17 protein-coding genes are annotated in these 19,668 nt (G+C 74.4%); 7 read left to right on the plus strand and 10 right to left on the minus strand.

Annotation, left to right across the window (positions count from 1 at the left end; all coding sequences use genetic code 11):
* Positions 1 to 24 precede the first annotated feature (24 nt).
* From hemB to hemC, 3 genes are read right to left on the minus strand one after another with little or no spacing between them, the layout of a single operon-like run.
* A complete protein-coding gene (hemB, locus tag Q6350_RS05610; protein WP_304604669.1) occupies positions 25 to 1,029 on the minus strand; it encodes a porphobilinogen synthase in 1,005 nt (334 codons plus the stop codon).
* Positions 1,026 to 1,781 (minus strand): uroporphyrinogen-III synthase, encoded by a 756-nt coding sequence (locus Q6350_RS05615; RefSeq protein WP_305065724.1) that lies wholly within the window; start codon positions 1,779 to 1,781, stop codon positions 1,026 to 1,028. The genes hemB and Q6350_RS05615 overlap by 4 nt, the downstream gene beginning before the upstream one ends.
* Positions 1,778 to 2,812 carry a hydroxymethylbilane synthase gene (hemC, locus tag Q6350_RS05620; protein ID WP_305065725.1) on the minus strand — a complete coding sequence of 345 codons (1,035 nt, stop codon included), beginning with the start codon at positions 2,810 to 2,812 and terminating at the stop codon, positions 1,778 to 1,780. Before hemC ends, Q6350_RS05615 begins: the two co-directional genes overlap by 4 nt.
* 131 nt (positions 2,813 to 2,943) lie before the next feature.
* Between hemC and Q6350_RS05625 the strand changes: the two genes are divergently transcribed.
* On the plus strand, positions 2,944 to 3,393 hold the full coding sequence (locus Q6350_RS05625; RefSeq protein ID WP_304604666.1) for a methylglyoxal synthase: 450 nt from the start codon (positions 2,944 to 2,946) through the stop codon (positions 3,391 to 3,393).
* A gap of 22 nt (positions 3,394 to 3,415) precedes the next feature.
* Here Q6350_RS05625 and Q6350_RS05630 read toward each other — a convergent pair whose 3' ends face one another.
* Entirely contained in the window at positions 3,416 to 4,864 is a 1,449-nt protein-coding gene (locus Q6350_RS05630) for an NAD(P)/FAD-dependent oxidoreductase (protein ID WP_304604665.1), read from the minus strand.
* Positions 4,861 to 5,976, minus strand: a complete 1,116-nt coding sequence (hemE, locus tag Q6350_RS05635) for a uroporphyrinogen decarboxylase (RefSeq protein WP_304604664.1) — start codon at positions 5,974 to 5,976, stop codon at positions 4,861 to 4,863. Before hemE ends, Q6350_RS05630 begins: the two co-directional genes overlap by 4 nt.
* Before the next feature lie 49 nt (positions 5,977 to 6,025).
* Here hemE and Q6350_RS05640 point away from each other — a divergent pair, with 49 nt between their 5' ends.
* The 3 genes from Q6350_RS05640 to Q6350_RS05650 all read left to right on the plus strand — a co-directional run bounded on the left by Q6350_RS05640 (position 6,026) and on the right by Q6350_RS05650 (position 8,861).
* The gene (locus Q6350_RS05640; protein ID WP_305065726.1) at positions 6,026 to 7,423 is read left to right on the plus strand and encodes a glutamyl-tRNA reductase; all 1,398 of its coding nucleotides are present in this window, start codon (positions 6,026 to 6,028) and stop codon (positions 7,421 to 7,423) included.
* A 93-nt stretch (positions 7,424 to 7,516) separates the two neighbouring features.
* Positions 7,517 to 7,897, plus strand: a complete 381-nt coding sequence (locus Q6350_RS05645; protein WP_171245917.1) for an SHOCT domain-containing protein — start codon at positions 7,517 to 7,519, stop codon at positions 7,895 to 7,897.
* Positions 7,898 to 7,934: 37 nt separating this feature from the next.
* Complete coding sequence (locus Q6350_RS05650; protein WP_305065727.1) at positions 7,935 to 8,861, plus strand: Ppx/GppA family phosphatase; 927 nt, start codon at positions 7,935 to 7,937, stop codon at positions 8,859 to 8,861.
* A gap of 64 nt (positions 8,862 to 8,925) precedes the next feature.
* On the opposite strand, the gene Q6350_RS05655 is transcribed toward Q6350_RS05650, so the two are convergent.
* Positions 8,926 to 10,170, minus strand: coding sequence for a CoA transferase (locus Q6350_RS05655; RefSeq protein WP_305065728.1), 1,245 nt, complete (start codon positions 10,168 to 10,170; stop codon positions 8,926 to 8,928).
* Positions 10,171 to 10,309: 139 nt separating this feature from the next.
* Here Q6350_RS05655 and Q6350_RS05660 point away from each other — a divergent pair, with 139 nt between their 5' ends.
* From Q6350_RS05660 to Q6350_RS05670, 3 genes are all read left to right on the plus strand, one after another.
* Positions 10,310 to 10,723 carry a VOC family protein gene (locus tag Q6350_RS05660; RefSeq protein ID WP_304604661.1) on the plus strand — a complete coding sequence of 138 codons (414 nt, stop codon included), beginning with the start codon at positions 10,310 to 10,312 and terminating at the stop codon, positions 10,721 to 10,723.
* 63 nt (positions 10,724 to 10,786) lie between these two features.
* Entirely contained in the window at positions 10,787 to 11,614 is an 828-nt protein-coding gene (locus tag Q6350_RS05665; RefSeq protein WP_304604660.1) for a DUF5926 family protein, read from the plus strand.
* A gap of 268 nt (positions 11,615 to 11,882) precedes the next feature.
* Positions 11,883 to 12,662 carry a glycosyltransferase family 2 protein gene (locus Q6350_RS05670; RefSeq protein WP_304604659.1) on the plus strand — a complete coding sequence of 260 codons (780 nt, stop codon included), beginning with the start codon at positions 11,883 to 11,885 and terminating at the stop codon, positions 12,660 to 12,662.
* Positions 12,663 to 12,674: 12 nt separating this feature from the next.
* Here the strand turns inward: Q6350_RS05670 and Q6350_RS05675 are convergent, their stop codons facing one another.
* The 4 genes from Q6350_RS05675 to Q6350_RS05690 all read right to left on the minus strand — a co-directional run bounded on the left by Q6350_RS05675 (position 12,675) and on the right by Q6350_RS05690 (position 19,665).
* On the minus strand, positions 12,675 to 14,564 hold the full coding sequence (locus Q6350_RS05675; protein WP_304604658.1) for an alkyl/aryl-sulfatase: 1,890 nt from the start codon (positions 14,562 to 14,564) through the stop codon (positions 12,675 to 12,677).
* 90 nt (positions 14,565 to 14,654) lie between these two features.
* Complete coding sequence (locus Q6350_RS05680) at positions 14,655 to 15,077, minus strand: transferase (RefSeq protein WP_304604657.1); 423 nt, start codon at positions 15,075 to 15,077, stop codon at positions 14,655 to 14,657.
* 196 nt (positions 15,078 to 15,273) lie between these two features.
* Positions 15,274 to 16,230, minus strand: a complete 957-nt coding sequence (locus Q6350_RS05685) for a sugar phosphate isomerase/epimerase (protein WP_304604656.1) — start codon at positions 16,228 to 16,230, stop codon at positions 15,274 to 15,276.
* 126 nt (positions 16,231 to 16,356) lie between these two features.
* Positions 16,357 to 19,665, minus strand: a complete 3,309-nt coding sequence (locus Q6350_RS05690; protein WP_305065729.1) for a PQQ-dependent sugar dehydrogenase — start codon at positions 19,663 to 19,665, stop codon at positions 16,357 to 16,359.
* Positions 19,666 to 19,668: the final 3 nt, after the last annotated feature.

The following is a 19,668-nucleotide window of genomic DNA, read 5'->3' on the forward strand; positions in this document are numbered from 1 at the left end:
GGTGGTGGCGGGGGCTCGGCCGGGTCAGGCGAGCCAGTCCGCGATCTCGTGCGCCCAGTAGGTGAGGATCACGTCGGCGCCGGCCCGCTTGATGGCCAGCACCGACTCCAGGACGGCACCGCGGCGGTCGATCCAGCCGTTCGCGGCCGCCGCCTCGATCATCGCGTACTCGCCGGAGACCTGGTAGGCGGCCACGGGCACGTCGGCACGGTCGGCGACGCCGCGCAGGACGTCCAGGGAGGTCCCGGCGGGTTTGACCATGACCATGTCCGCCCCCTCGGCCAGGTCCAGGTCGGCCTCGCGCAGCCCCTCGCGGGAGTTGGCGGCGTCCATCTGGTAGGTCCGCCGGTCGCCCTGCAGGGCGGAGTCGACGGCCTCGCGGAACGGGCCGTAGAAGGCGCTGGCGTACTTGGCGCTGTAGGCGAGGATCGACACGTCCTCGAAGCCCGCGTCGTCCAGCGCGTCACGGATCACGGCGACCTGGCCGTCCATCATGCCCGACGGCGAGACCACCTCGGCGCCGGCCTTCGCCTGCGCGACCGCCATCGTCGCGTAGCGCTCCAGGGTGCTGTCGTTGTCGACGACGCCCTCGGGGGTGAGCACGCCGCAGTGGCCGTGATCGGTGAACTCGTCCAGGCAGGTGTCGGCCATGACGACGGGTCCGGGGCGCCCCGTCTCCGCCTCGACGGCGGTCACGGCCGCGCGCGCGGCCCGGATCCCGCGCTGCAGGATGCCGTCCGGGTCGTCGCCGGCGGTGCCGCGGCCGTCCCGCTCGGCGGGGATGCCGAAGAGCATCACGCCGCCCACCCCCGCGCGGGCCGCGGCGGCGACGGCGTCGGCCAGCGTGGCCTCGGTGTGCTGCACCTGGCCGGGCATCGACGAGATCGGCGCGGGCTCGGTCAGCCCCTCCTTGACGAACAGCGGCAGCACGAGGTCGGCCGCGTGCAGCCGGGTCTCGGCGGCGAGCCGGCGCATCCGCGGTGTCGTGCGCAGACGGCGGGGCCGGTAGACGATGCCGGACGTGCTCATGAGTTCTGCTCCAGGGCGGTCGTGACGGCGGCGGCGAGGCCGTCGTCGGTCGGTGCGGACGCGACGCCCGCGACGGTCAGGCCCACCTCGTGCGCGGTGTCGGCCGACGGACGGCCGATCGCGACGACGGGTGCGGCGGTGCCGAGCTGGGCGGCGATCTCTCGGGCCACGGAACCCGAGGTGACCACGACCAGGTCGTAGGGGCGGCCGACGACGTCCGCCGGCAGCGCGGTGCGCACGGTGCGGTAGGCGGTGACCACCTCGGGGTGCCAGCCGCGGGCGGCCAGACCGTCACGCAGGGTGGGGCGGGCGCGGTCGCCGAGCGGCAGCAGCACGGGCCGCCCCTCCTCGTCGGCGTGCGGGAAGGCGGCGACGAGCCCGTCGGCCGAGGCGTCCGCGGGCACCAGCTCCGGCTCGACGTCCACGGCCCGCAGCGCGCGGACGGTGGCCGGGCCCACGGCGGCCCACCGGGTGGGTGCGGCGGCGAGCGGGCGGGCGGCGGCCCCGGCCAGGGCGTCGACCGCGTTCACGCTGGTGATCACGGTCCAGACGAACCGTCCGTCGTGCAGGTGGGCCACGGTCCCGCGCAGGGCCTCCTGGTCGTGCGCCGGCGCCCGGGTGATCACCGGGGCGACGGTGACGTCCGCCCCGGCGTCGCGCAGCAGCCCGGCCAGCCCGGCCGCCCGCTCCGGCGAGCGCGGCAGCAGCACCGACCGTCCCGTCAGCGGGGGACGTACGTCCGGGGCGGTCACGGGACCTCCGGGTCGTCCGTCCCGGTCAGCGTCCGGTCGGCGTCGCCGCGGGACGGCGGCGCCGCGGTCAGCGGTGCCAGCCGCGCGGCGCCGTCGGCGAGCAGCCGTTCGGCGACCCGGACGCCCAGCGCGCGGGCCGTCGTGTCCGCGTCGGCGTCGGACAGGTCGGGCCCGACGGCGACCCGGGCCGTGTGGGTGAGCTGCTCGGCGCCGTCGACCCGTCCGACGACGGCCGACATGACGAGCTCGCCGTCCTCCAGGCGGGCGTGGGCGCCGATCGGGGCCGAGCACCCGGCCTCGAGACGGGCCAGCACCCCGCGCTCGGCGGTCACCGCCAACCGGGTGGGCCGGTGGTCCAGGGCGGCGAACGCCTGGGCGAGCGCGCCGTCGGCGAGGTCGACGGCGCGGGCCTCGACGGCGAGGGCGCCCTGCCCGGGCGCCGGGGCGACGACCGACGGGTCGAGCACCTCGCTGACGACCTCGGTGCGGTCCAGCCGGCTCAGCCCGGCGAAGGCGAGCACGACCGCGTCCAGGTCGGCCTCCTCGCCGAGCGCCCGGGCCAGCCGGGTCTCGACGTTGCCGCGGATGTCGACGATCTCGAGGTCGGGCCGGGCCGCCTGCAGCTGGGCGGCCCGGCGCGGCGAACCGGTGCCGACCCGGCCGTTGCGGGGCAGCGTCTCCAGCGTCAACCCGTCGCGGGCGCACAGCGCGTCGCGGGGGTCCTCCCGCTCCGGCGTGACGAACGTCAGACCGGCGGGCTGGGCCGTGGGCAGGTCCTTCAGCGAGTGCACAGCGACGTCGCAGCGCTCGTCGAGCAGGGCCTCGCGCAGCGCGGCGACGAACACGCCCGTGCCGCCGAGCTGGGAGAGCGAGGTCGTGCGGTCGGCGTCCCCGGCGGTCCGGACGTGGACCAGCTCGACGGGGTGCTCGAGCAGCTCGGTCAGGCGGCGCGCCACGAAGCCGGACTGCGTGGTCGCCAGTCGGCTGGCCCGGGTGCCGAGGCGCAGGTGGGTGACGTCGAGGGTGCTCACCCGTCCAGTCTCTCGCGAACCGAGGGGTCCGGGACAACCCGGACGGCCCTGTTCCGGCGGATCTCACAGTGCCCTCGTGACAGCATGAGCACCAGGGGGCACGGGGGTGCCCCGACGGAGAGGAGCGCTCCATGGAGGCCGTCCGACACGACATCGCCCTGGTGGCGCACGACAACAAGAAGGTCGAGCTGCTGCGGTGGGCGGAGTTCAACCGCGACACCCTCGCCGGCCATCAGCTCTGGGCCACCGGCACCACCGGGACGATGCTCGAGTTCGAGCTCGGGCTCCCGGTGAACCGCCTGCTCTCCGGCCCGGTCGGGGGCGACCAGCAGATCGGCGCCAAGATCGCCGAGGGCACGATCGACATGCTGATCTTCTTCTGGGACCCCCTCGAGGCGCAGCCCCACGACCCGGACGTCAAGGCCCTGCTGCGCCTCGCGGCGGTCTGGAACGCGCCGATGGCGTGCAACGTCGCCACGGCGGACATGATGATCTCCTCGCCGCTGATGCACGAGGACTACGGCGCCCGTCGGCCGGTCATCGACCAGCGCGGCTGGGTGGGCGGCGAACCGGCCGAGTGACCCGCAGGCCGACGGGCCGGGCCTAGAGCCCGGCGACGGCCGCCTGGGCGTGCGTGACGATCGCGGCGAGGCCGGTCCCGGCGACCCAGCCCCCGGTGGTGGCGAGCCCCGGCGTCCGGCCGACGGCGGCCCCCAGGTCGGCCACCGCCGTGCGGTAGGCGGGGGTCGGCGGCGGCAGCGCGCCGTCCCAGCGCTGCAGCAGGTGGTCGACCACGCGGTCCGCGACGGGTACGCCCAGCAGCTCGGCGGCGTCGCGCGCGGCCTCCTCGGCCGTGGGCGGGACCGTGGGCTCGCCGAGCCGGCCGTAGGACAGCCGGACGACGTGCATGCCCTCGCCGGCCGCGGCGCGGACGCGCTCGGCCAGCCACGGCCACTTCGCCGTCGAGTGGGTCATGGCCTTGGCCCGCACCGGCCCGGCGTCGGGGGCGACGAGCATCCCGGAGCCGCGGGGTGCGGCGTCCAGCTCGGGGGCGTCGAGCAGCAGCGTCGCCAGCCAGACGTCCGCACCCTGCTCCGGGACGGGAACCACACCGGTCCACGGCTCCAGCATGGGTGCCACCGTGGGCGTGGCCACCACCAGGCGCTCGGCGATGGTGGTGTGCACCGAGCCGTGGCCGCCCCGGACCTGCGCGGAGGTGGCCCGCGAGCGCACGACCCAGCCGCCGTCGTCGGCCCGCTCGACCCCGACGACCTCGTGGCCCAGGCGCAGCGTGGTGTGGATGGGGCCGGTGGCGTCGGTCGTGGGGGAGTCGGTCCAGTCCTCGGCGCTCGCGGCGATCTGCCCGGCCAGCGCCTCGACCAGCCCGTGCAGGCCGCCGGCGATGCCGCGGACCGCCGAACCCGCCGGCGCGGCGGCCCGCAGGTCGGCCACGGCGCGCGTGAGCGACCCCTCGACGGCGAACCGTTCCCGCAGGCCCGGGGCGACCGCCGCGACGTCCAGGCGGTCCAGCGGGGCGGAGTGGACGCCGGTGGCCACCGGGGCGACGAGCCGGTCGGTGGCACGGGCGCCGAGCCGGGCGCGCACCAGGGTGCCGAGGTCGTCGGCCCCGGCCCCCACGAACCGGGGCAGCACGCGGTCCAGGGCGGCCCGGGCGACGCCGGGCCAGCCGATGACGCGGCGCACGTCCGACGCCCAGGGCACCGCCGGGATGCCGAGCACCCCGGCGGCGGGCAGCGGGAACGGACGACCCGCGGCGTAGCCCCAGGCGGACAGCGGCGCGGGGGCGACGACCTCGAGGCCGAGCCGGCCGGCGAGGTCGGCCACGGCGGTCCCCCGGGAGGCGAACGACTCGGCACCGAGGTCGACCGGCACCCGCGGCAGGGACTCGAAGGAGCCGCCGCGGATCGGTCCGCCGAGCCGGGGCGAGGACTCCAGGACGACGGTCCGCAGGCCGCGGTCGATGAGCGTGCTGGCCGCGACCAGGCCCCCGATCCCGCCGCCGACGACGACGGCGTCCACCTGCTGGCTCACAGCGAGTGCACGAGCTCGACGACGCGGGTGAGCACCGTCGGGTCGGTGGTCGGCGGGACGCCGTGGCCGAGGTTGACGACGTGCGCCGGTGCCGCGCGCCCGCGGTCGACGACGTCACGGACGTGCGCCTCCAGCGCGGGCCAGGGGGCGCCGAGCAGCGCCGGGTCGATGTTGCCCTGCAGGGGGACGTCGTCGCCGAGCCGGCCGGCGGCCTCGTCCAGCGGGGTGCGGTAGTCGACGCCGACGGTGCGGTGGGTCAGCCCGGCCGCGACGAGGACGTCGCGCATGGCGGGCAGCAGATGGCCGGTCGCGGTGCCGAAGTGGATGCCCGGCACGCCCAGGTCGGCGACGTGCCGCAGGGCCCGCGTCGACGACGGCGCCACGTGCGCGACGTAGTCGGCCAGGGACAGCGAGCCGGCCCAGGAGTCGAAGAGCTGCACGGCGCTGGCGCCGGCGAGGATCTGGGCCCGCAGGAACCGGCCGGTGAGGTCCGCGGTCCAGGTGGTCAGGCGCTGCCACGTCTCCGGGTCGGCGTGCATCAGCGTGCGGGCCGCCAGGTGGTCCCGCGAGGGCCGGCCCTCGACGAGGTAGGCGGCGAGGGTGAACGGCGCACCCCCGAACCCGATGAGCGGGGTGGAGCCGGGCCCGTCGGACAGCTCGGCGACCGTGCGCGCGGCGGCCTCGGTGATCGGGGCCAGCGCGGTCTCGTCCAGGTCGCGCGAGACGAGCTCGTCGATGTCGGCGGCCGTCCGGTAGGGGCGGTCCATCACCGGGCCGACGCCGGAGGCGATCTCCACGTCGACGCCCGCGAGCTTCAGGGGCACCACGATGTCGCTGAAGAAGATCGCCGCGTCCACGCCGTGCCGGCGCACCGGCTGCAGCGTGATCTCCGCGGCGAGGTCCGGCCGCAGGCAGGACTCGAGCATCCCGATGCCCTGCCGCACCTCGCGGTACTCGGGCAGGGAGCGCCCGGCCTGGCGCATGAACCAGACGGGGGTGCGCTCCGGCCGGTCACCACGCAGGGCCCTGACCAGGGGGGACGTCGACGTGCGGCCGTCGACCAGGGGATGGGTGGACGGCAGGTTGCTGACGCTCGGCGTGGGGGATGTCACGGTTGACGATTCTGCCCCCACGCCGGGGTGAACTTAAAGTGGAGCCACTGTGGTACTCCTCTCTCTCACCGCCTCCCACCGCGAGCTGGACCTGGACGCCCTCGAGCGCCTCTCGTCCGGCTCGCACTCCGTGGGTCGTGAGGTCGTGGGCAGCTGCCGCCCGGTCCAGGGCGCGGTGGTGATCTCCACCTGCAACCGGTTCGAGCTCTACCTCGACGTGGACGCCCCGCTCGACGGCGACGCCGTGCGGCACGCGACCCACCACGTCGCCGACCTCGTCGCCGCGTCCTCCGGGGTCACGACCGACACCGCGGCCGGGTCGTTCACGGTCCGCACCGGCTCCGAGGTGGCCCAGCACCTGTTCGGGGTCGCCGCCGGGCTGGACTCCATGGTCGTGGGGGAGCGGGAGATCGCCGGTCAGGTCAAGCGCGCGCTGGTGACCGCGCGCGACGACGAGACCACCTCGAAGACCCTCGAGCTGCTCTTCCAGACGGCCTCGCGGACCTCGAAGCGGGTGGGTCACCACACGACGCTCGGCGGGGTCGGGCGGTCGCTCGTGGCGCTGGGCCTGGACCTCGCCGGGGAGACCCTGCCGCCGTACCCCGGGACCCGTGCCGTCATCATCGGCACCGGCGCCTACGCCGGTGCCTCGGTGGCGGCGCTGCGCGCCCGCGGCTGCCACGACGTGCGGGTCTACTCCCGGTCGGGACGGGCGGCGGACTTCGCGGCCTCGCACGACGTCGAGGCCGTCGCCACCGACCTGGAGGCGCTGGTCGAGGCGCTCGAGGACGCCGACGTCGTCGTGTCCTGCTCGGGCGCTCGTGGACGGGCGCTCGACCTGCCGGGCGTGGACGCCCCCGAGGCGTCCCTGGCGTACGTCCTGGACGCCGCCGCGGTGGCACGGGCACGGGAACGGGCGGCGGCGCGGGCCGAGGAGGCCCCGGAGCCGCCGGCGCTGGTGATCCTGGACCTGGCGCTGCACCGCGACGTGGACCCGCGGGTGGCCGACGTCGAGGGCGTGCTGCTGTACGACCTGTCGACCCTGAAGGCGAACGCGCCGGCCACCGACCACGCCGAGCTGGACCGCGCGCGGGACCTGGTCGCGGACGCGGCCGTGCGCTTCGAGGAGACCCGGCTGGGGCGGGCCGCCGACGCCGCGGTCGTCGAGCTGTTCGACGAGGCCGAGCGGCAGGTCGAGCACGAGGTCGCCGTGGAGTCCGCCCGGCTGGTCGAGGAGCTCGCCCCGTTCGGGCAGTCGCCGACGGAGGCCGATCTCGAGGGGATCGCCCGGACCGTGCGCCGTCGCGTGCACACCGAGCTGCACGGTCGCATCGTCGCGGTGCGCGCGACGGCCCTGGCCGACGCCCGGGCCGCCGAGGCCGCCGTGGTCGCCGGCGCGGAGCAGACCCTTCGGGCCTCTCGGGCAACACACCCCTCACGCGCATAGTGCTTTTGTCGGGCGAGTGCGGGGCGCCTCCCGTAGCGTGATCGGCGAGGCCGCAGCGAGCGGTCGACGCACCCGCGGAAGGACGTGCCGGCGATGGACAGCTTCTGGGACTACATCTGGTTCCTCCTCTGGATCTTCCTCTTCATGGCCTACCTGATCGTGCTCTTCCAGATCCTCGCGGACCTGTTCCGTGACCACACCCTCAGCGGCTGGTGGAAGGCGGTCTGGGTCCTCTTCCTGATCTTCGTCCCGCTCCTGACCGCGCTCGTCTACCTCATCGCCCGCGGACGGGGGATGGCCGAGCGCAACCTCGCCGCGGTCAAGGAGTCGAAGGCGGCCACGGACGACTACATCCGCTCGGTGGCGTCGCACCCGGCGCCGGCCGACCAGATCGCGGCCGCGAAGAAGCTCCTGGACGAGGGAGCGATCACCCCGCAGGAGTTCGAGTCGATCAAGGCCAAGGCCCTCTCCTGACGGAGGGTGCGCCGGCCCGCGCCGGTAGGTTGCCCTCATGAGGCTCGGCGTCATCGACATCGGTTCCAACACGGTCCACCTCCTGGTCATGGAGGCGCGACACGGTGCCCGGCCCGTCCCCCAGGCGAGCCACAAGACCACCGTGCGTCTCATGCGCTACCTGGAACCGGACGGGTCGATCTCCGCGGAGGGCGTGGCGGCCCTGCACGGGGCGGTCGGCGACGCCGTGGCGGTGGGGCGTGAGCACGGCATCGAGGCCACGATGGCGCTGGCGACCTCGGCGCTGCGGGACGCGACCAACGGGGCCCGGCTGATCGCCGACCTCTCCGAGCTCGCCGGCGTGCCCGTCGAGGTGCTCGGCGGCGAGGAGGAGGCGCGGCTGACGTTCCTCGCGGCGCGTCGCTGGTACGGCTGGGGCGCGGGCCGGCTGCTGCTGCTGGACATCGGCGGCGGGTCCCTCGAGATCGCCAGCGGCGTCGACGAGGCGCCCGACGTCGCGCTGTCGGTGCCGCTCGGCGCCGGCCGCACGACCCGGGAGTTCCTCTACGAGGAGGACCCGCCGGCCAAGCGCGACGTGGAGCGGCTGCGCAAGCACGCCCGCCAGGTGCTGCAGGACGCGGTCGGCCCGGTCCGGGACGCACCCGCGCCCGACCACGCCGTGGCGACGTCGAAGACGTTCCGGTCCCTGGCACGTCTCGCCGGGATGCCGCGGCAGGTGATGGGCACCGGCGAGCGGTGGCGGATGCGGCAGGAGCACCTGGCCGACTGGGAACCGCGGCTGGCGAAGCTCTCCTCGGGGGACCGCACGGTGCTGCCGGGCATCGGGCCGGGACGTGCCCGGCAGATCGTGGCGGGGGCGGTCGTCGCCGAGGAGGCGATGCGTGCCCTGGACGTGGACGAGGTGGAGATCTGCCCGTGGGCGCTGCGCGAGGGAGCGATCCTCCAGCGGCTCGACCACCTCTGACCCGGCGCCACACCCGCTGTGGGCATGAAATCTGCAGGCTCCGGGGACTCGAGCGCTGCAGATTTCATGCCCACAGCGGGGGGTCGGAGCCCCAGGGGTGCGCCGGCGCGGGGTAGTCGTCGACCGGCAGGGCCGGGCGCGCGGTCCGCACGCCGGCGTGGGTCACGGTGGTCGACGCCGGCGGCACGGCAGCGGGAGGAGGGTCCGGGTCGCGCCCCGGCGCGTCCAGCAGCCGGGCCGCCGTGCGGGCCAGCGAGACCGACACGTCGCGACCGGACCCGTCCGCAGACCGGTCGACCAGGCCGTCGAGCACCCCGGCGGCCAGCAGGTAGCCGGTGGCGTGGTCGAGTGCCTGGGCGGGCAGCGCCCCCGGCGTGACGCCGTCGGGCGACTCGACCAGAGCGATCCCGGTGGCGGCCTGCACGACGGAGTCGAAGCCCCGTCGGCCGCTCCACGGGCCGTCGGTGCCCCACGCGGAGATCCGGGCGCGAATCACCGACGCGGGCACGCGCAGCCCGAGCGCCTCCAGAGCACCCGGTCGGTACCCGGTGACGAGGACGTCGGCGGCGTCGAGCAGCTCCTGCGCACGCCGGTGGTCGGCACGGTCCCGCAGGTCGAGGACCGTCGTGCGCTTGCCCTGGCCGGTGTCGAGGTGCTGGGCGGCGATCTCGGCGGGCGCCGGCGGGTCGACGCGGAGCACGTCCGCGCCGAGCAGCGCGAGGGTCCGGGTCCCGACGGGGCCGGCGACGACGCGCGTCAGGTCGAGCACCCGCAGCCCGGCGAGAGGCGCGGGCCCGCCACGGGTGCCCGAGGACGTGGCGGCAGGACCGGGGGACCGGGGCTCGACCCGCACCAGGGGTCCGACGGCGGCGGCCCGGCCGGGCGCCGAGGCGCGCCACTCGTCCTCGGCGCGGACCCGCACGACGACCGCCCCGGTGGCGGCGGCGTCGTCCTCGACCTGACGGGCCGAGCACGTCGCGAGCCGGGCGGCCAGGTCGTCGCGCGTGGCGTCGTCGGGCAGGTCGAGCAGCCGCAGCAGCCGGGTCCGGTGGTGGGGATAGTTCGCGTGCGTGCGGACCCAGCCGTCGGACGTCGCGAAGAACCCCGAGTGCGGGGCGAAGCCGGCGACCGGGTCGCCGTCGATCCGCAGCAGCCGGTCGGAGCCGAACGCGGCGGCGACGCGGGCCGGGTCGAGGGGGTCGTCGACCAGCGGACCGGTCGCCCCGGCGCGACGCGCGGCCGAGCGCAGCACACCGAGCGCGTCCGTGGCCAGGTCGAGCACCGGCAGCGTGGCCGCGAGCCAGGTCATGGTCCGACGGTACCCACCCGCGGCCGACGATTTCACCCGGTCTGTCGTGCCGGGTCGGCGCATGCTGGAGGAGGCGGCGTCCTCATCGCACGGGCCGACGGCGGCCCCCGGGCGTCTCCGCGGCACGAGGGAGTGCGCCATGGTCACCGCTCAGCGAGGGATCGCCAGCTTCTCCGTCAAGGACGTCGGCGAGGCCCGGAGCTTCTACGAGGACGTGCTCGGACTGAAGGCGAAGATCGTCCAGGACGAGATGCTGATCCTCCACCTGCCCGGCGGCACGCCGGTCTTCGTCTACCCGAAGGGCGACGACCACACGCCGGCGTCCTTCACGGTCTTCCACCTCCTGGTCGACGACGTGGACGCGGTGGTCGACGAGCTCGGCTCCCAGGGGGTGACGCCGATCCGCTACGAGGGTTTCGACCACGACGAGCGCGGCGTCGTCCGCGGGTTCATGGAGGGCGGCGACGGCGTCTGGTACGCCGACCCGTCCGGCAACGTCATCGGATTCGCGGACGGGGACGGAGCGCGGCTGTTCGACGAGCTCGTCGGCTGAGCCGGCTCCTGGTCCGGGGGCGGGGACGGGGCGGATCGGCCGCTTCCCGTTAGGATGCGGCACATGGCCAAGTCCACCGCTGAATTCGTGCTGCGTCCGTTCCAGGGTCTCCCCGGGGAGGCCGACTGGGTGTCGATGCGCGAGATCGTGCCGTCCGCGACCGCCCCCGCCCGGATGACCGCCGAGCACGGCGGCGAGGACGTCGTCGTCGCCACGGTGCTGCCCGGCGGCTGGGCCGCCATGCGCCGCGAGGACGGCACCGTGCTGCTCGGCGTGCAGGGCGTCCTGAACTCGGACGACCTGAGCCGCGACCTGGCGGCCGCCCTGCTGGCCGCGGTGGAGGGTGAGCCGGGGACGGGTGTCCTGCCCGAGCACCTCCAGGTCGCCGCCGACGGCCCGCGCCTCCAGGACGTCCTGGACGACTCCGTCCCGTTCGAGGTCACCGTGCACGAGGGCTACGACTACTGGATCGACTCCTCGGCCGAGATGACCGACGAGATCAGGGCCGGGCTGGACGAGGCCGCCGCCCAGTCGGTCCCCACGGTGAAGCTCGACGGTGTGGACGCCGCCTACTGGTGCCGCATGAGCCGCGAGTTCGTCCGGTGGGCCCGGACCGAGGACGAGGACCGCGTCGTGGACGCCATCGCGCGCCTGCACGCGAAGCGGGACTCCGGCCTGGCCGGGGGCAAGTTCCTCGGCATGTTCCGCGCCTGCGGCCTGGTCGTGCCCGTGTGGGAGCTGCCGCGCGGCACCGAGGCCGACGAGCTGACCGAGCCGGTGCAGGACCTGTCCCGCCGTCTCGAGGAGGCGCTGGCGGTGGAGGAGCCGCTCGACGCCACGCAGCGTCGTGCGCGGGCCGGGATTGTCTCCCGCCAGGTCACCCTGCGCTGATCCACACCGAATTTTCACCCGCTGCGCGCCGCCGCACCGGTCCTCGGTCCTCTGCCTGCCCCTACCGTGGACGTAGGATTCCGAGGGAAGTTCTTTGCACTTCCGCCCGGCCCCTCCGGCCGGGCCCACCGACGACCACGGTCGTGACCACCGCACGAGGCAGGGAGCTGTGAACGCGGAACACGGGGGAACCAGGACGGGCGACGCGAGGGTGCCGACCGGCGGCACCGGCGACGCCGACGGACGGACGCCGGCGCGGCGTCCCAGCATGCCCGTGGCGAAGACCCCTCGCCCACCCCGGACGCGTGACGGTCGCAGCACCCAGCGCGTCGCCGTGATCGTGCCCGCCAAGGACGAGGAGGAGCGCATCGCGGCGACGGTGCGCTCCGCGCGCGCCATCCCGCACGTCGACCTCGTGCTCGTGGTGGACGACGGTTCCGAGGACGACACCCAGCACGTGGCGCGGGAGGCCGGCGCCGTCGTCGTGCGGCACTCGCACAACCGCGGCAAGGCGGCCGCGATGGAGACCGGCGCGGCGGTCGTGGCCATGCGTGACGCCGACGGCCGGGCACCGCGTCTCCTGCTCTTCATCGACGGCGACCTGGGTGACACCGCGGTCAACACCGCACCCCTGGTCTCCCCGGTCCGCGAGGGTGTCGCCGACCTGGCCATCGCCCTGCTGCCCCGGCAGCAGGGCGCGGGCGGCCGGGGCATCGTCGTCGGTGCCGCGCGTCGCGCGATCCAGCGCCTCGCGGGGTGGAGCCCCACGCAGCCGCTGTCCGGCATGCGGTGCCTGACCCGGGACGCGTTCGAGGCCGCGACACCCCTCGCCCACGGCTGGGGCGTCGAGACCGGGATGACGATCGACCTCCTGCGGGCCGGCTACGTGGCCGTCGAGGTGCCCTGCGACCTGCGCCACCGGGCCTCGTCCAACGACCTGGCGGGCCAGCTCCACCGCGCCGGGCAGTACCGGGACGTCATGGCGGCCGTGGGGGCCCGGCAGGTCCGTCGGGCCGTGGACGCGATGGGACGTCGCGTCACCCGCTGATCCCCGGCGTGCTCAGGGGGTGACGATCGCGAAGTCCGGGTCGCCCGGGTCGAGCACGGCGGCCAGACGCCTCAGCACGCCCTCGTCGCCGGTGACCTCGACACCGGCCGCCGCGAGTGCGTCCGGTGCGGGGTCGGCGGCGAGCGCCGGCAGTGCCGCCTGCGTCGTGGTGAGGCGGACGTCGGCGTCCCCGTGCCGCGCCGCGGTGCTGTGGGTGAGCACGCCGTGGGCCAGGCGCACCCGGTAGCGGCTGCCGGTGTCGGTGAGGACGACGTCGAGCGTGAGGTGCTCGTCCCAGGCGCGGGGGCCGTCCACCCGGACGGCGAGCGCGTCGAAGAGCATCTCCGGGGTCAGGTGGGCGACGACGTCGGTGGCGGCCGTCGTGATCGGGGTCCCGAACGGCCCCTCGCGCAGCTCGGTGGCGCCGGAGAGGTAGAAGTTGCGCCACGTGCCGTTCTCGGCGCCGTAGCCGAGCTGCTCGTACGTGTCGGCCAGGAGCTCGCGGGCCGCGACGTGGTCCGGTTCCGCGAAGACCACGTGGTTGGCGAGCTCGGCCGCCCACCGCAGGTCGCCGTCGTCGACGGCGGCCTGTGCGGCGGCGACGACGGCGTCGGCACCGCCCCCCAGCGCGACGTAGCGCCGGGCGCGCTCGACGGGCGGGTGCTCCCACAGGTGGGCCGGGTTGCCGTCGAACCATCCCAGGTAGCGCTGGTAGATCGCCTTGACGTTGTGGTTGACCGACCCGTAGTAGCCCCGGGCGTTCCAGGCGTTCTCGAGCACGGGCGGGAGCTGGAACCGCTCGGCGATCTCGGGACCGGTGAGCCCCTGGTTCATCATCCGCACCGTCTGGTCGTGCAGGTAGGCGTACAGGTCGCGCTGGTTCTCCAGGAAGCTCACGGCACGGTCGCGTCCCCACGTGGGCCAGTGGTGCGAGGAGAAGACGACCTCGAGGTCCGCGCCGAACAGGTCGATGGTCCGGGTCAGGCACTTCGCCCACGCGTTCGGGTCACGGACCAGCGCGCCGCGCAGCGTGAGCAGGTTGTGCAGGGTGTGCGTGGCGTCCTCGGCGGCGCACAGCGCGCGGTGGTCGGGGAAGTAGAACAGCATCTCCGACGGCGCCTCGGTGTCCGGGGCCATCTGGAAAACGATCCGCACGCCGTCGACGGTCTCCTCCTGGCCCGTCGTCGTGACGTCGATCGTCGGGGGGATGAGGGTGACGGTGCCGGTGGACGTCGTCTGCCCGAGCCCGGCCCCGACCTGTCCCCGCGGCCCGCGGGAGAGAGCCGCGCCGTACATGTAGCCCGCGCGACGGCTCATGGCCGTCCCGGCGTACACGTTCTCGGCGACGGCGTGCTCGACGAAACCTTCCGGGGCGAGGACCGGCACCCGGCCGGCGTCGACCTCCTCCTGGGTGGTCACGCCCTTCACGCCGCCGAAGTGGTCGACGTGGGAGTGGGAGTAGATGACGCCCGTGACCGGCCGGTCGCCCCGGTGCTCCCGGTACAGCGCGAGGGCGGCCGCCGCCGTCTCGGTGGAGATCAGCGGGTCGACGACGATCACGCCGGTCGCGCCCTCGACGAACGTGACGTTCGACAGGTCGAGACCGCGGACCTGGTAGATGCCCTCGACCACCTCGAACAGCCCCTGCTCGGCGACGAGCCGGGACTGCCGCCACAGGCTCGGGTTCACCGTGTCGGGGGCGTCCCCCTCGAGGAACGCGTACGTGTCGGTCTCCCAGACGACGGTGCCGTCGCCGGTCGTGACGGCGCTCGGCGTCCGCCGGGCGACCAGGCCGCGCCGGGCGTCCTCGAAGTCCTGGGTGTCGTCGAAGGGGAGGGTCGCGAGCAGGTGCTGCTGCTGGGCGGAGACGGTCGGGGCCGCGGGCTTCGGCGGGGTCGTCATGGACCCCAGCCTCACCCGGCCAGGACCGCCACGCCCGGCGAGGCGCGCGCCGGGCCGGGCGGTGGCACACGGCCTGGCGGTCCGCCGCGGTCAGGCGGCGGTGCTGAAGTCGTGCCGCTGCCGGCGGGCAGCGCGCACGACCGTCCGTTCGGGGACGGCGGCGTCGGCCTCGACGTCGGCTCCGGGCTCCAGGACGGCGTCCTCGCCGAGCTGGGCGTAGGCGCCCACGCGGGCGTCGTCACCCACGACGCTGCGTGGTCCGACGTGGACGCACTGGCCCACGCGCGCACGGGTGCCGACGACGGCGTCGACGTCGATCCAGCTGAACCGACCGATCCGGGCACCGGCAGCGACCCGAGCACCGGCCTCGACGTAGGCACCCGCCTCGACCCGCGCCTCCGGGTGGACGGACGCGTGGGGGGAGACGTAGCCCTGGCCGTTGTCGTGTCGGACGTACCGCGTGACGTTGCCCGCGTCGTCTTCGATCTCGACCTTCCGGGGGATGCGTCGCACAACTCTCCTTGGCTGATGGTCTTGTTCCACTTTGCACAACGTTCGTGCGTCGGCCAGGATTCCTGGTCCCACCCCTCGGACGCCAACTGACGTCATGGTGGTCTACCCGGTGTTCGCCCGAGGACCCCCGCGCGGATGCACGGCGGCCCCGGTCACCCGCTGGGGTGACCGGGGCCGCCGTGGTCGACGAGCGTGCTCAGTAGCGGAAGCTGGTGAGGAACTCGAAGCTGTCCTCCGCGAACTCCGGCGTCGACGGCGCGCCGTCCCGCTCCACGACGTAGAGCTTCACCTTGCCGTGGGCGGCCCGCAGGATCGGGCCCCACTCCATGTCGCCCTCGCCGACGTCGCCGGGGATGCCCCGCTCGTCGCCGTTGAGGTCGCCGTCCTTGATGTGCAGCAGCTCGACACGGTCGCCGTGCTCCTCCAGCAGCTCGACCACGTCGGCGCCCGCGTCAGCCGCCCAGAAGGTGTCGAGCTGGAAGGTCACGTACCGCGGGTCGGTGTTCTCGACCAGGACCTCCCAGGCGCTCTTCGTCTCGCCGGTCTCCGGGTCCTCGAACGTGGTCGTGAACTCCCACTGGTGGTTGTGCCCGAAGATCTTGCCGGTGCCGTTCTTGACCGACCGTTCGCCGAGGCGGTCCATGGCGGCCGCGGTCTCGAGGACGTCCTCGTAGGTGCTGGACCCGTCCCGGGCGATGCCGGGACCGGGCCAGCCGCCCGAGCCGACGTATCGCTGCCCGAGGTCCTTGGCGTTCTCCAGTGCCGCGTCGAAGCTGGCCTCGGACACGTTGCCGTGCGTGGTCGGCGCCGACATCCCGCGCTCGCGGAGCTCGACGCGGAGCTCGGCGGCGGTGTTGCCGCCGTAGAAGACGCTGCCCGGGGAGCTGAACGGTTCGACGTTGCGGTACCCGATCTCCTCGAGCTCGTCGACGACCGTGTCGAAGCCGTCGGAGAGCGTCCAGCCGAGGTAGCTGAACAGCTGGATCGAGATCTTCTCGGCCGGGACGGTCCGGCCCTGGCCCTGGCCGGGGGCTTCGTCGCCGTGCGGGTGCTCGGGGACGGCGCTGGCGGTCCCCGCGCCGAACAGACCGGCGGTGAGCATGGCGGCGGCGGTGGTGGTCGCGAGGACGCGACGGGTCTTGTGCGTGGTCACTGCGGTTCCTCCTCGGGTGGGCAGCGTCGGTGCTGCACGGGGTGGATCGACGGGCGGCTGCTCCGCCGCCCGGGGTGGTGGGGCGGGACCGTCGCGGCCCCGCCCCACCGTGCTCGGGCGAGCAGGTCAGCCGAGCTCGGCGACGAGCGCCTCGGCGTCGCGGGTCAGCACCTCCTCGTCGGTGGCGTCGGCGAACCGCTGGTACGCGGCCGCCGCCTTGGCGTCCCGGCCGGCGTCGGCGTGCCGCTCGGCCTGGTCCAGGAAGGCCTGGAGCCGGGCCGACTCGTCGGTCGAGAGCTCGCCGGCCTCCTCGAGGCGCTCGAGGTGCGCCGCGAGGTCGTCGGCCGAGGTGGTGACGGTGAAGCCGACCGTCGCCCCGGTCGTGTTGCCGGCCTCGTCGGTCGCGGTCGCGACGATCTCGTGCTCGCCGAGGTCGAGCGTCCACAGCTCGATCTCGTCGGCCTCGATCTCCTCGCCGTCGAGCGCCAGGCTCCACGAGGCGACGCCGGAGGTGGCGTCCGTGGCCTCGGCACCCAGGTCGAGGACCTGGGAGGAGCCGAGCTCGTCACCGTCGGCCACACCGGTCACCGCGACCTCGGGGGCCGTGGTGTCGATGGACACGGTCACCTCGCCGACCTCGGAGACGTTGCCCCCGCTGTCGATGACGCGGTACTGCAGCTCGTGCACACCGTCGGAGTCGAGCGTGACGGGCTGGATGCCGAACCAGCGGTGCCGGATGGACTCCCAGGTCTCACCGCCGTCGTCGGAGACCTCGGCGTCGGCGACCTCGCCGTCGTCCGTGCCGTTGATCGACACCTCGACCTCACCGGTGTACCAGCCGTTGTCGCCGGTCGGCTCGGCCGGGTCGAGCGAGTGGTTGGCCTCGGGCGGGGTGACGTCGCTGACGCCCGGGCCGTCGAAGACCAGGGTGTCGAGCTCGACGCCGCCGGTGGAGGTGACGAACAGCTCGCCGGTGCCCTCCGGGAACGCGGTCACGTCCGCGGCCACCGTGGACCAGCCGGCCGAGTCGAGGTCGGCCGTGGCGAAGGGCTCGGCGTCGGCCGCGCCCCAGCGGAGCTCGATGGTGCCGGTCCCGGCACCGGTGACGTCGACGCCGTCGATCCCGGTGAAGTTCACCGGCTCCCAGGCGAGGTGGTCACCGGCGTCGAACGAGGCGACCTTGGCCAGACCGCCCGCGGTGTCGTCGCTGACGACCTCCACGCCGGAGAGGGTGTCGGCGTGCTCGGCCTCCTGGGTGAAGGTGTTGAGCAGCAGCGAGACCTCGTCCTGGGCCGGCGGGATGTCCCCGTTGCCCTGGTCGGTGTAGTTCGCCACGACGACGGCGTAGAGCTTCTCCGTCTCGCCGTGCTCCGGCGCGTCGGCCGGGGTGACCCAGGCGCCGGAGCAGCCGCTGCCGAGCACCTCGGGGTGCGCGTGGGTGTCGTGACCCAGGCCCAGCGTCCAGGACAGGTTCGAGCACACGGTCTCGTCGCCGTCCTCCGGGTCGGAGGTGGAGAACCCGTACGGCACGGCGTCGCCCCAGGCGAAGAAGCCGCCGTCGGCCGGGTAGTCGGCGGTCAGCGTGGGTGCCACGTTGCCGACCGTGACGAGCTCGGAGGTCAGGCCGATGCGGCCGCCGGGGTCGGTGACCCGCAGGCGCACGGTGTACTGGCCGAGCTCGTCGTAGGTCGTGGCGACCTGCTCGCCGTTCTCGTCGAAGGTGCCGTCACCGTCGAGGTCCCACTCGTAGGTGAGCGCCCCGCCCTCGGGGTCGCTGGACCCCGAGCCGTCGAGGGTCACCGTCAGCGGGGCCTCGGAGGAGGAGATCGGGTCGGCGTCGATGACCGCCGTGGGGGCCTTGTTGCCCTCGGCGTAGTCGACGCGGTACAGGCCCGCCTCCGGGTTCTGCCGGAAGAAGCCGTTGCCGTAGTCGAGGATGTAGAGCGAGCCGTCGGGGCCGAACTCCATGTCGATCGGGCCGTCGGTGATGGCCTGCACGTTGTCGGTCAGCGCGGCGTTGGGCAGCACGTGCTCGACGTGGGTGACGGGGCCGTCACGGTCGGGGATGGTCAGCCCGGCGATGTAGTCCTGGGAGAACTCGTAGAAGAACGCCGTGCCGTCCCAGTACTCCGGCCACTGGGTCTCGGGGCCCTCCGGGTCGAAGGCGAACGTCGGGCCGCCCATCGGGCCCTGGCCGCCCTGCGGGTCGAACTCGACGAACTCGTCGAACGGCTGGTCGCCGGGGTCGTCGCCGTAGTAGACCTGCGGCGCCGTCGCCGGCGGCAGCACGTCCAGACCCGTGTTCCAGGTGGAGCTGTTCTCCGCGCCGGCCTCGCAGTCGAACCACGGTCCCGGGGTGGCGGTCTCGAAGTCCCACTCGTTGTAGTTGGCGTTGGGCCCGTGGCAGTACGGCCACCCGCCGTTGAGCGCGGTCGTCGTGCTCTGCCACTCCACGTAGCCCATCGGGCCGCGCTCGTCGCTGGCGACGCCGGAGTCGGGGCCGTAGTCGCCCCAGCTCACCGCGCCGGTGACGTCGTCGACGTCGATCCGGAACGGGTTGCGCAGACCCATGACGAAGATCTCGGGGCGGGTGTTCTCCGTCCCGGGCGGGAAGAGGTTGCCCTCGGGGATCGTGTAGCTGCCGTCGGCCTCGGGGTGGATCCGCAGGATCGCACCGCGCAGGTCGTTGGTGCTGCCGGCGCCGCGCCGCGCGTCGAACCCGGGGTTCATGCCGGGGGCGTTGTTGTTGGGGGCGAAGCCGTTGGAGCCCGGGGTGCTCGCGGGGGTGTTGTCACCGGTGGACAGGTAGACGTTGCCCTCGGCGTCGAAGTCGATGTCACCGCCGACGTGGCAGCACTGCCCGCGCTGCACCTCGACCTGGAGCAGGTTCTGCTCGGTGGACATGTCCAGGGCGCCGGCCGCGGCGTCCCACTGCACGCGGGAGAGCTGGTTGTAGCCCTTCCACTGGTCCCAGTAGGACTCGTCCGCACCGTCGGGCAGCTGGTTGGGCGCCGACCCCGACGGGGTCGTCGTGGGGTAGTCCTCGCCCTCCATGACGCGGGGTGCGTAGTACAGGTAGACCCAGCCGGACTCGGCGAAGTCGGGGGCCAGGGCGATGCCCTGCATGCCGTCCTCGGAGTTGGCGTAGACGTCGACGGTGTTGACCACCGCGGTGACGCCCGTGCTGGGGTCGGTGTGCCGGATCGCGCCGTCGCGGGCGGTGTGCAGCACCGACCCGTCGGGCATGACCGCCATGCCGATGGGCTCACCGGTGTTCTCGGTGAGCAGGATCTTCTCGTAGTTGGACCAGTCGAGCGCCGCCTCGGCGCCCTCCTCGGAGCCGTGGTCGACGCCGTCGTGGGCCGACGCCGTCGCCGCTGCGATCGGCAGTGCCAGCGCGGCGGTCGCCACCGCCGCGAGAGCACGTGAACGCATAGA

Origin of the sequence: Isoptericola sp. b515, from assembly GCF_030588125.1 — a bacterium.
In the GTDB taxonomy this organism is placed as follows: Bacteria; Actinomycetota; Actinomycetes; order Actinomycetales; family Cellulomonadaceae; genus Isoptericola; species Isoptericola sediminis.

Excerpts from the sequence above, each read along its gene's own strand:
- hemB (WP_304604669.1), bottom strand. The coding sequence starts at position 1,029 with ATGAGCACGTCCGGCATCGTCTACCGGCCCCGCCGTCTGCGCACGACA.
- Q6350_RS05625 (WP_304604666.1), top strand. The coding sequence starts at position 2,944 with ATGGAGGCCGTCCGACACGACATCGCCCTGGTGGCGCACGACAACAAG.
- Q6350_RS05645 (WP_171245917.1), top strand. The coding sequence starts at position 7,517 with ATGGACAGCTTCTGGGACTACATCTGGTTCCTCCTCTGGATCTTCCTC.
- Q6350_RS05650 (WP_305065727.1), top strand. The coding sequence starts at position 7,935 with ATGAGGCTCGGCGTCATCGACATCGGTTCCAACACGGTCCACCTCCTG.
- Q6350_RS05655 (WP_305065728.1), bottom strand. The coding sequence starts at position 10,170 with ATGACCTGGCTCGCGGCCACGCTGCCGGTGCTCGACCTGGCCACGGAC.
- Q6350_RS05660 (WP_304604661.1), top strand. The coding sequence starts at position 10,310 with ATGGTCACCGCTCAGCGAGGGATCGCCAGCTTCTCCGTCAAGGACGTC.
- Q6350_RS05665 (WP_304604660.1), top strand. The coding sequence starts at position 10,787 with ATGGCCAAGTCCACCGCTGAATTCGTGCTGCGTCCGTTCCAGGGTCTC.
- Q6350_RS05670 (WP_304604659.1), top strand. The coding sequence starts at position 11,883 with ATGCCCGTGGCGAAGACCCCTCGCCCACCCCGGACGCGTGACGGTCGC.
- Q6350_RS05675 (WP_304604658.1), bottom strand. The coding sequence starts at position 14,564 with ATGACGACCCCGCCGAAGCCCGCGGCCCCGACCGTCTCCGCCCAGCAG.
- Q6350_RS05690 (WP_305065729.1), bottom strand. The coding sequence starts at position 19,665 with ATGCGTTCACGTGCTCTCGCGGCGGTGGCGACCGCCGCGCTGGCACTG.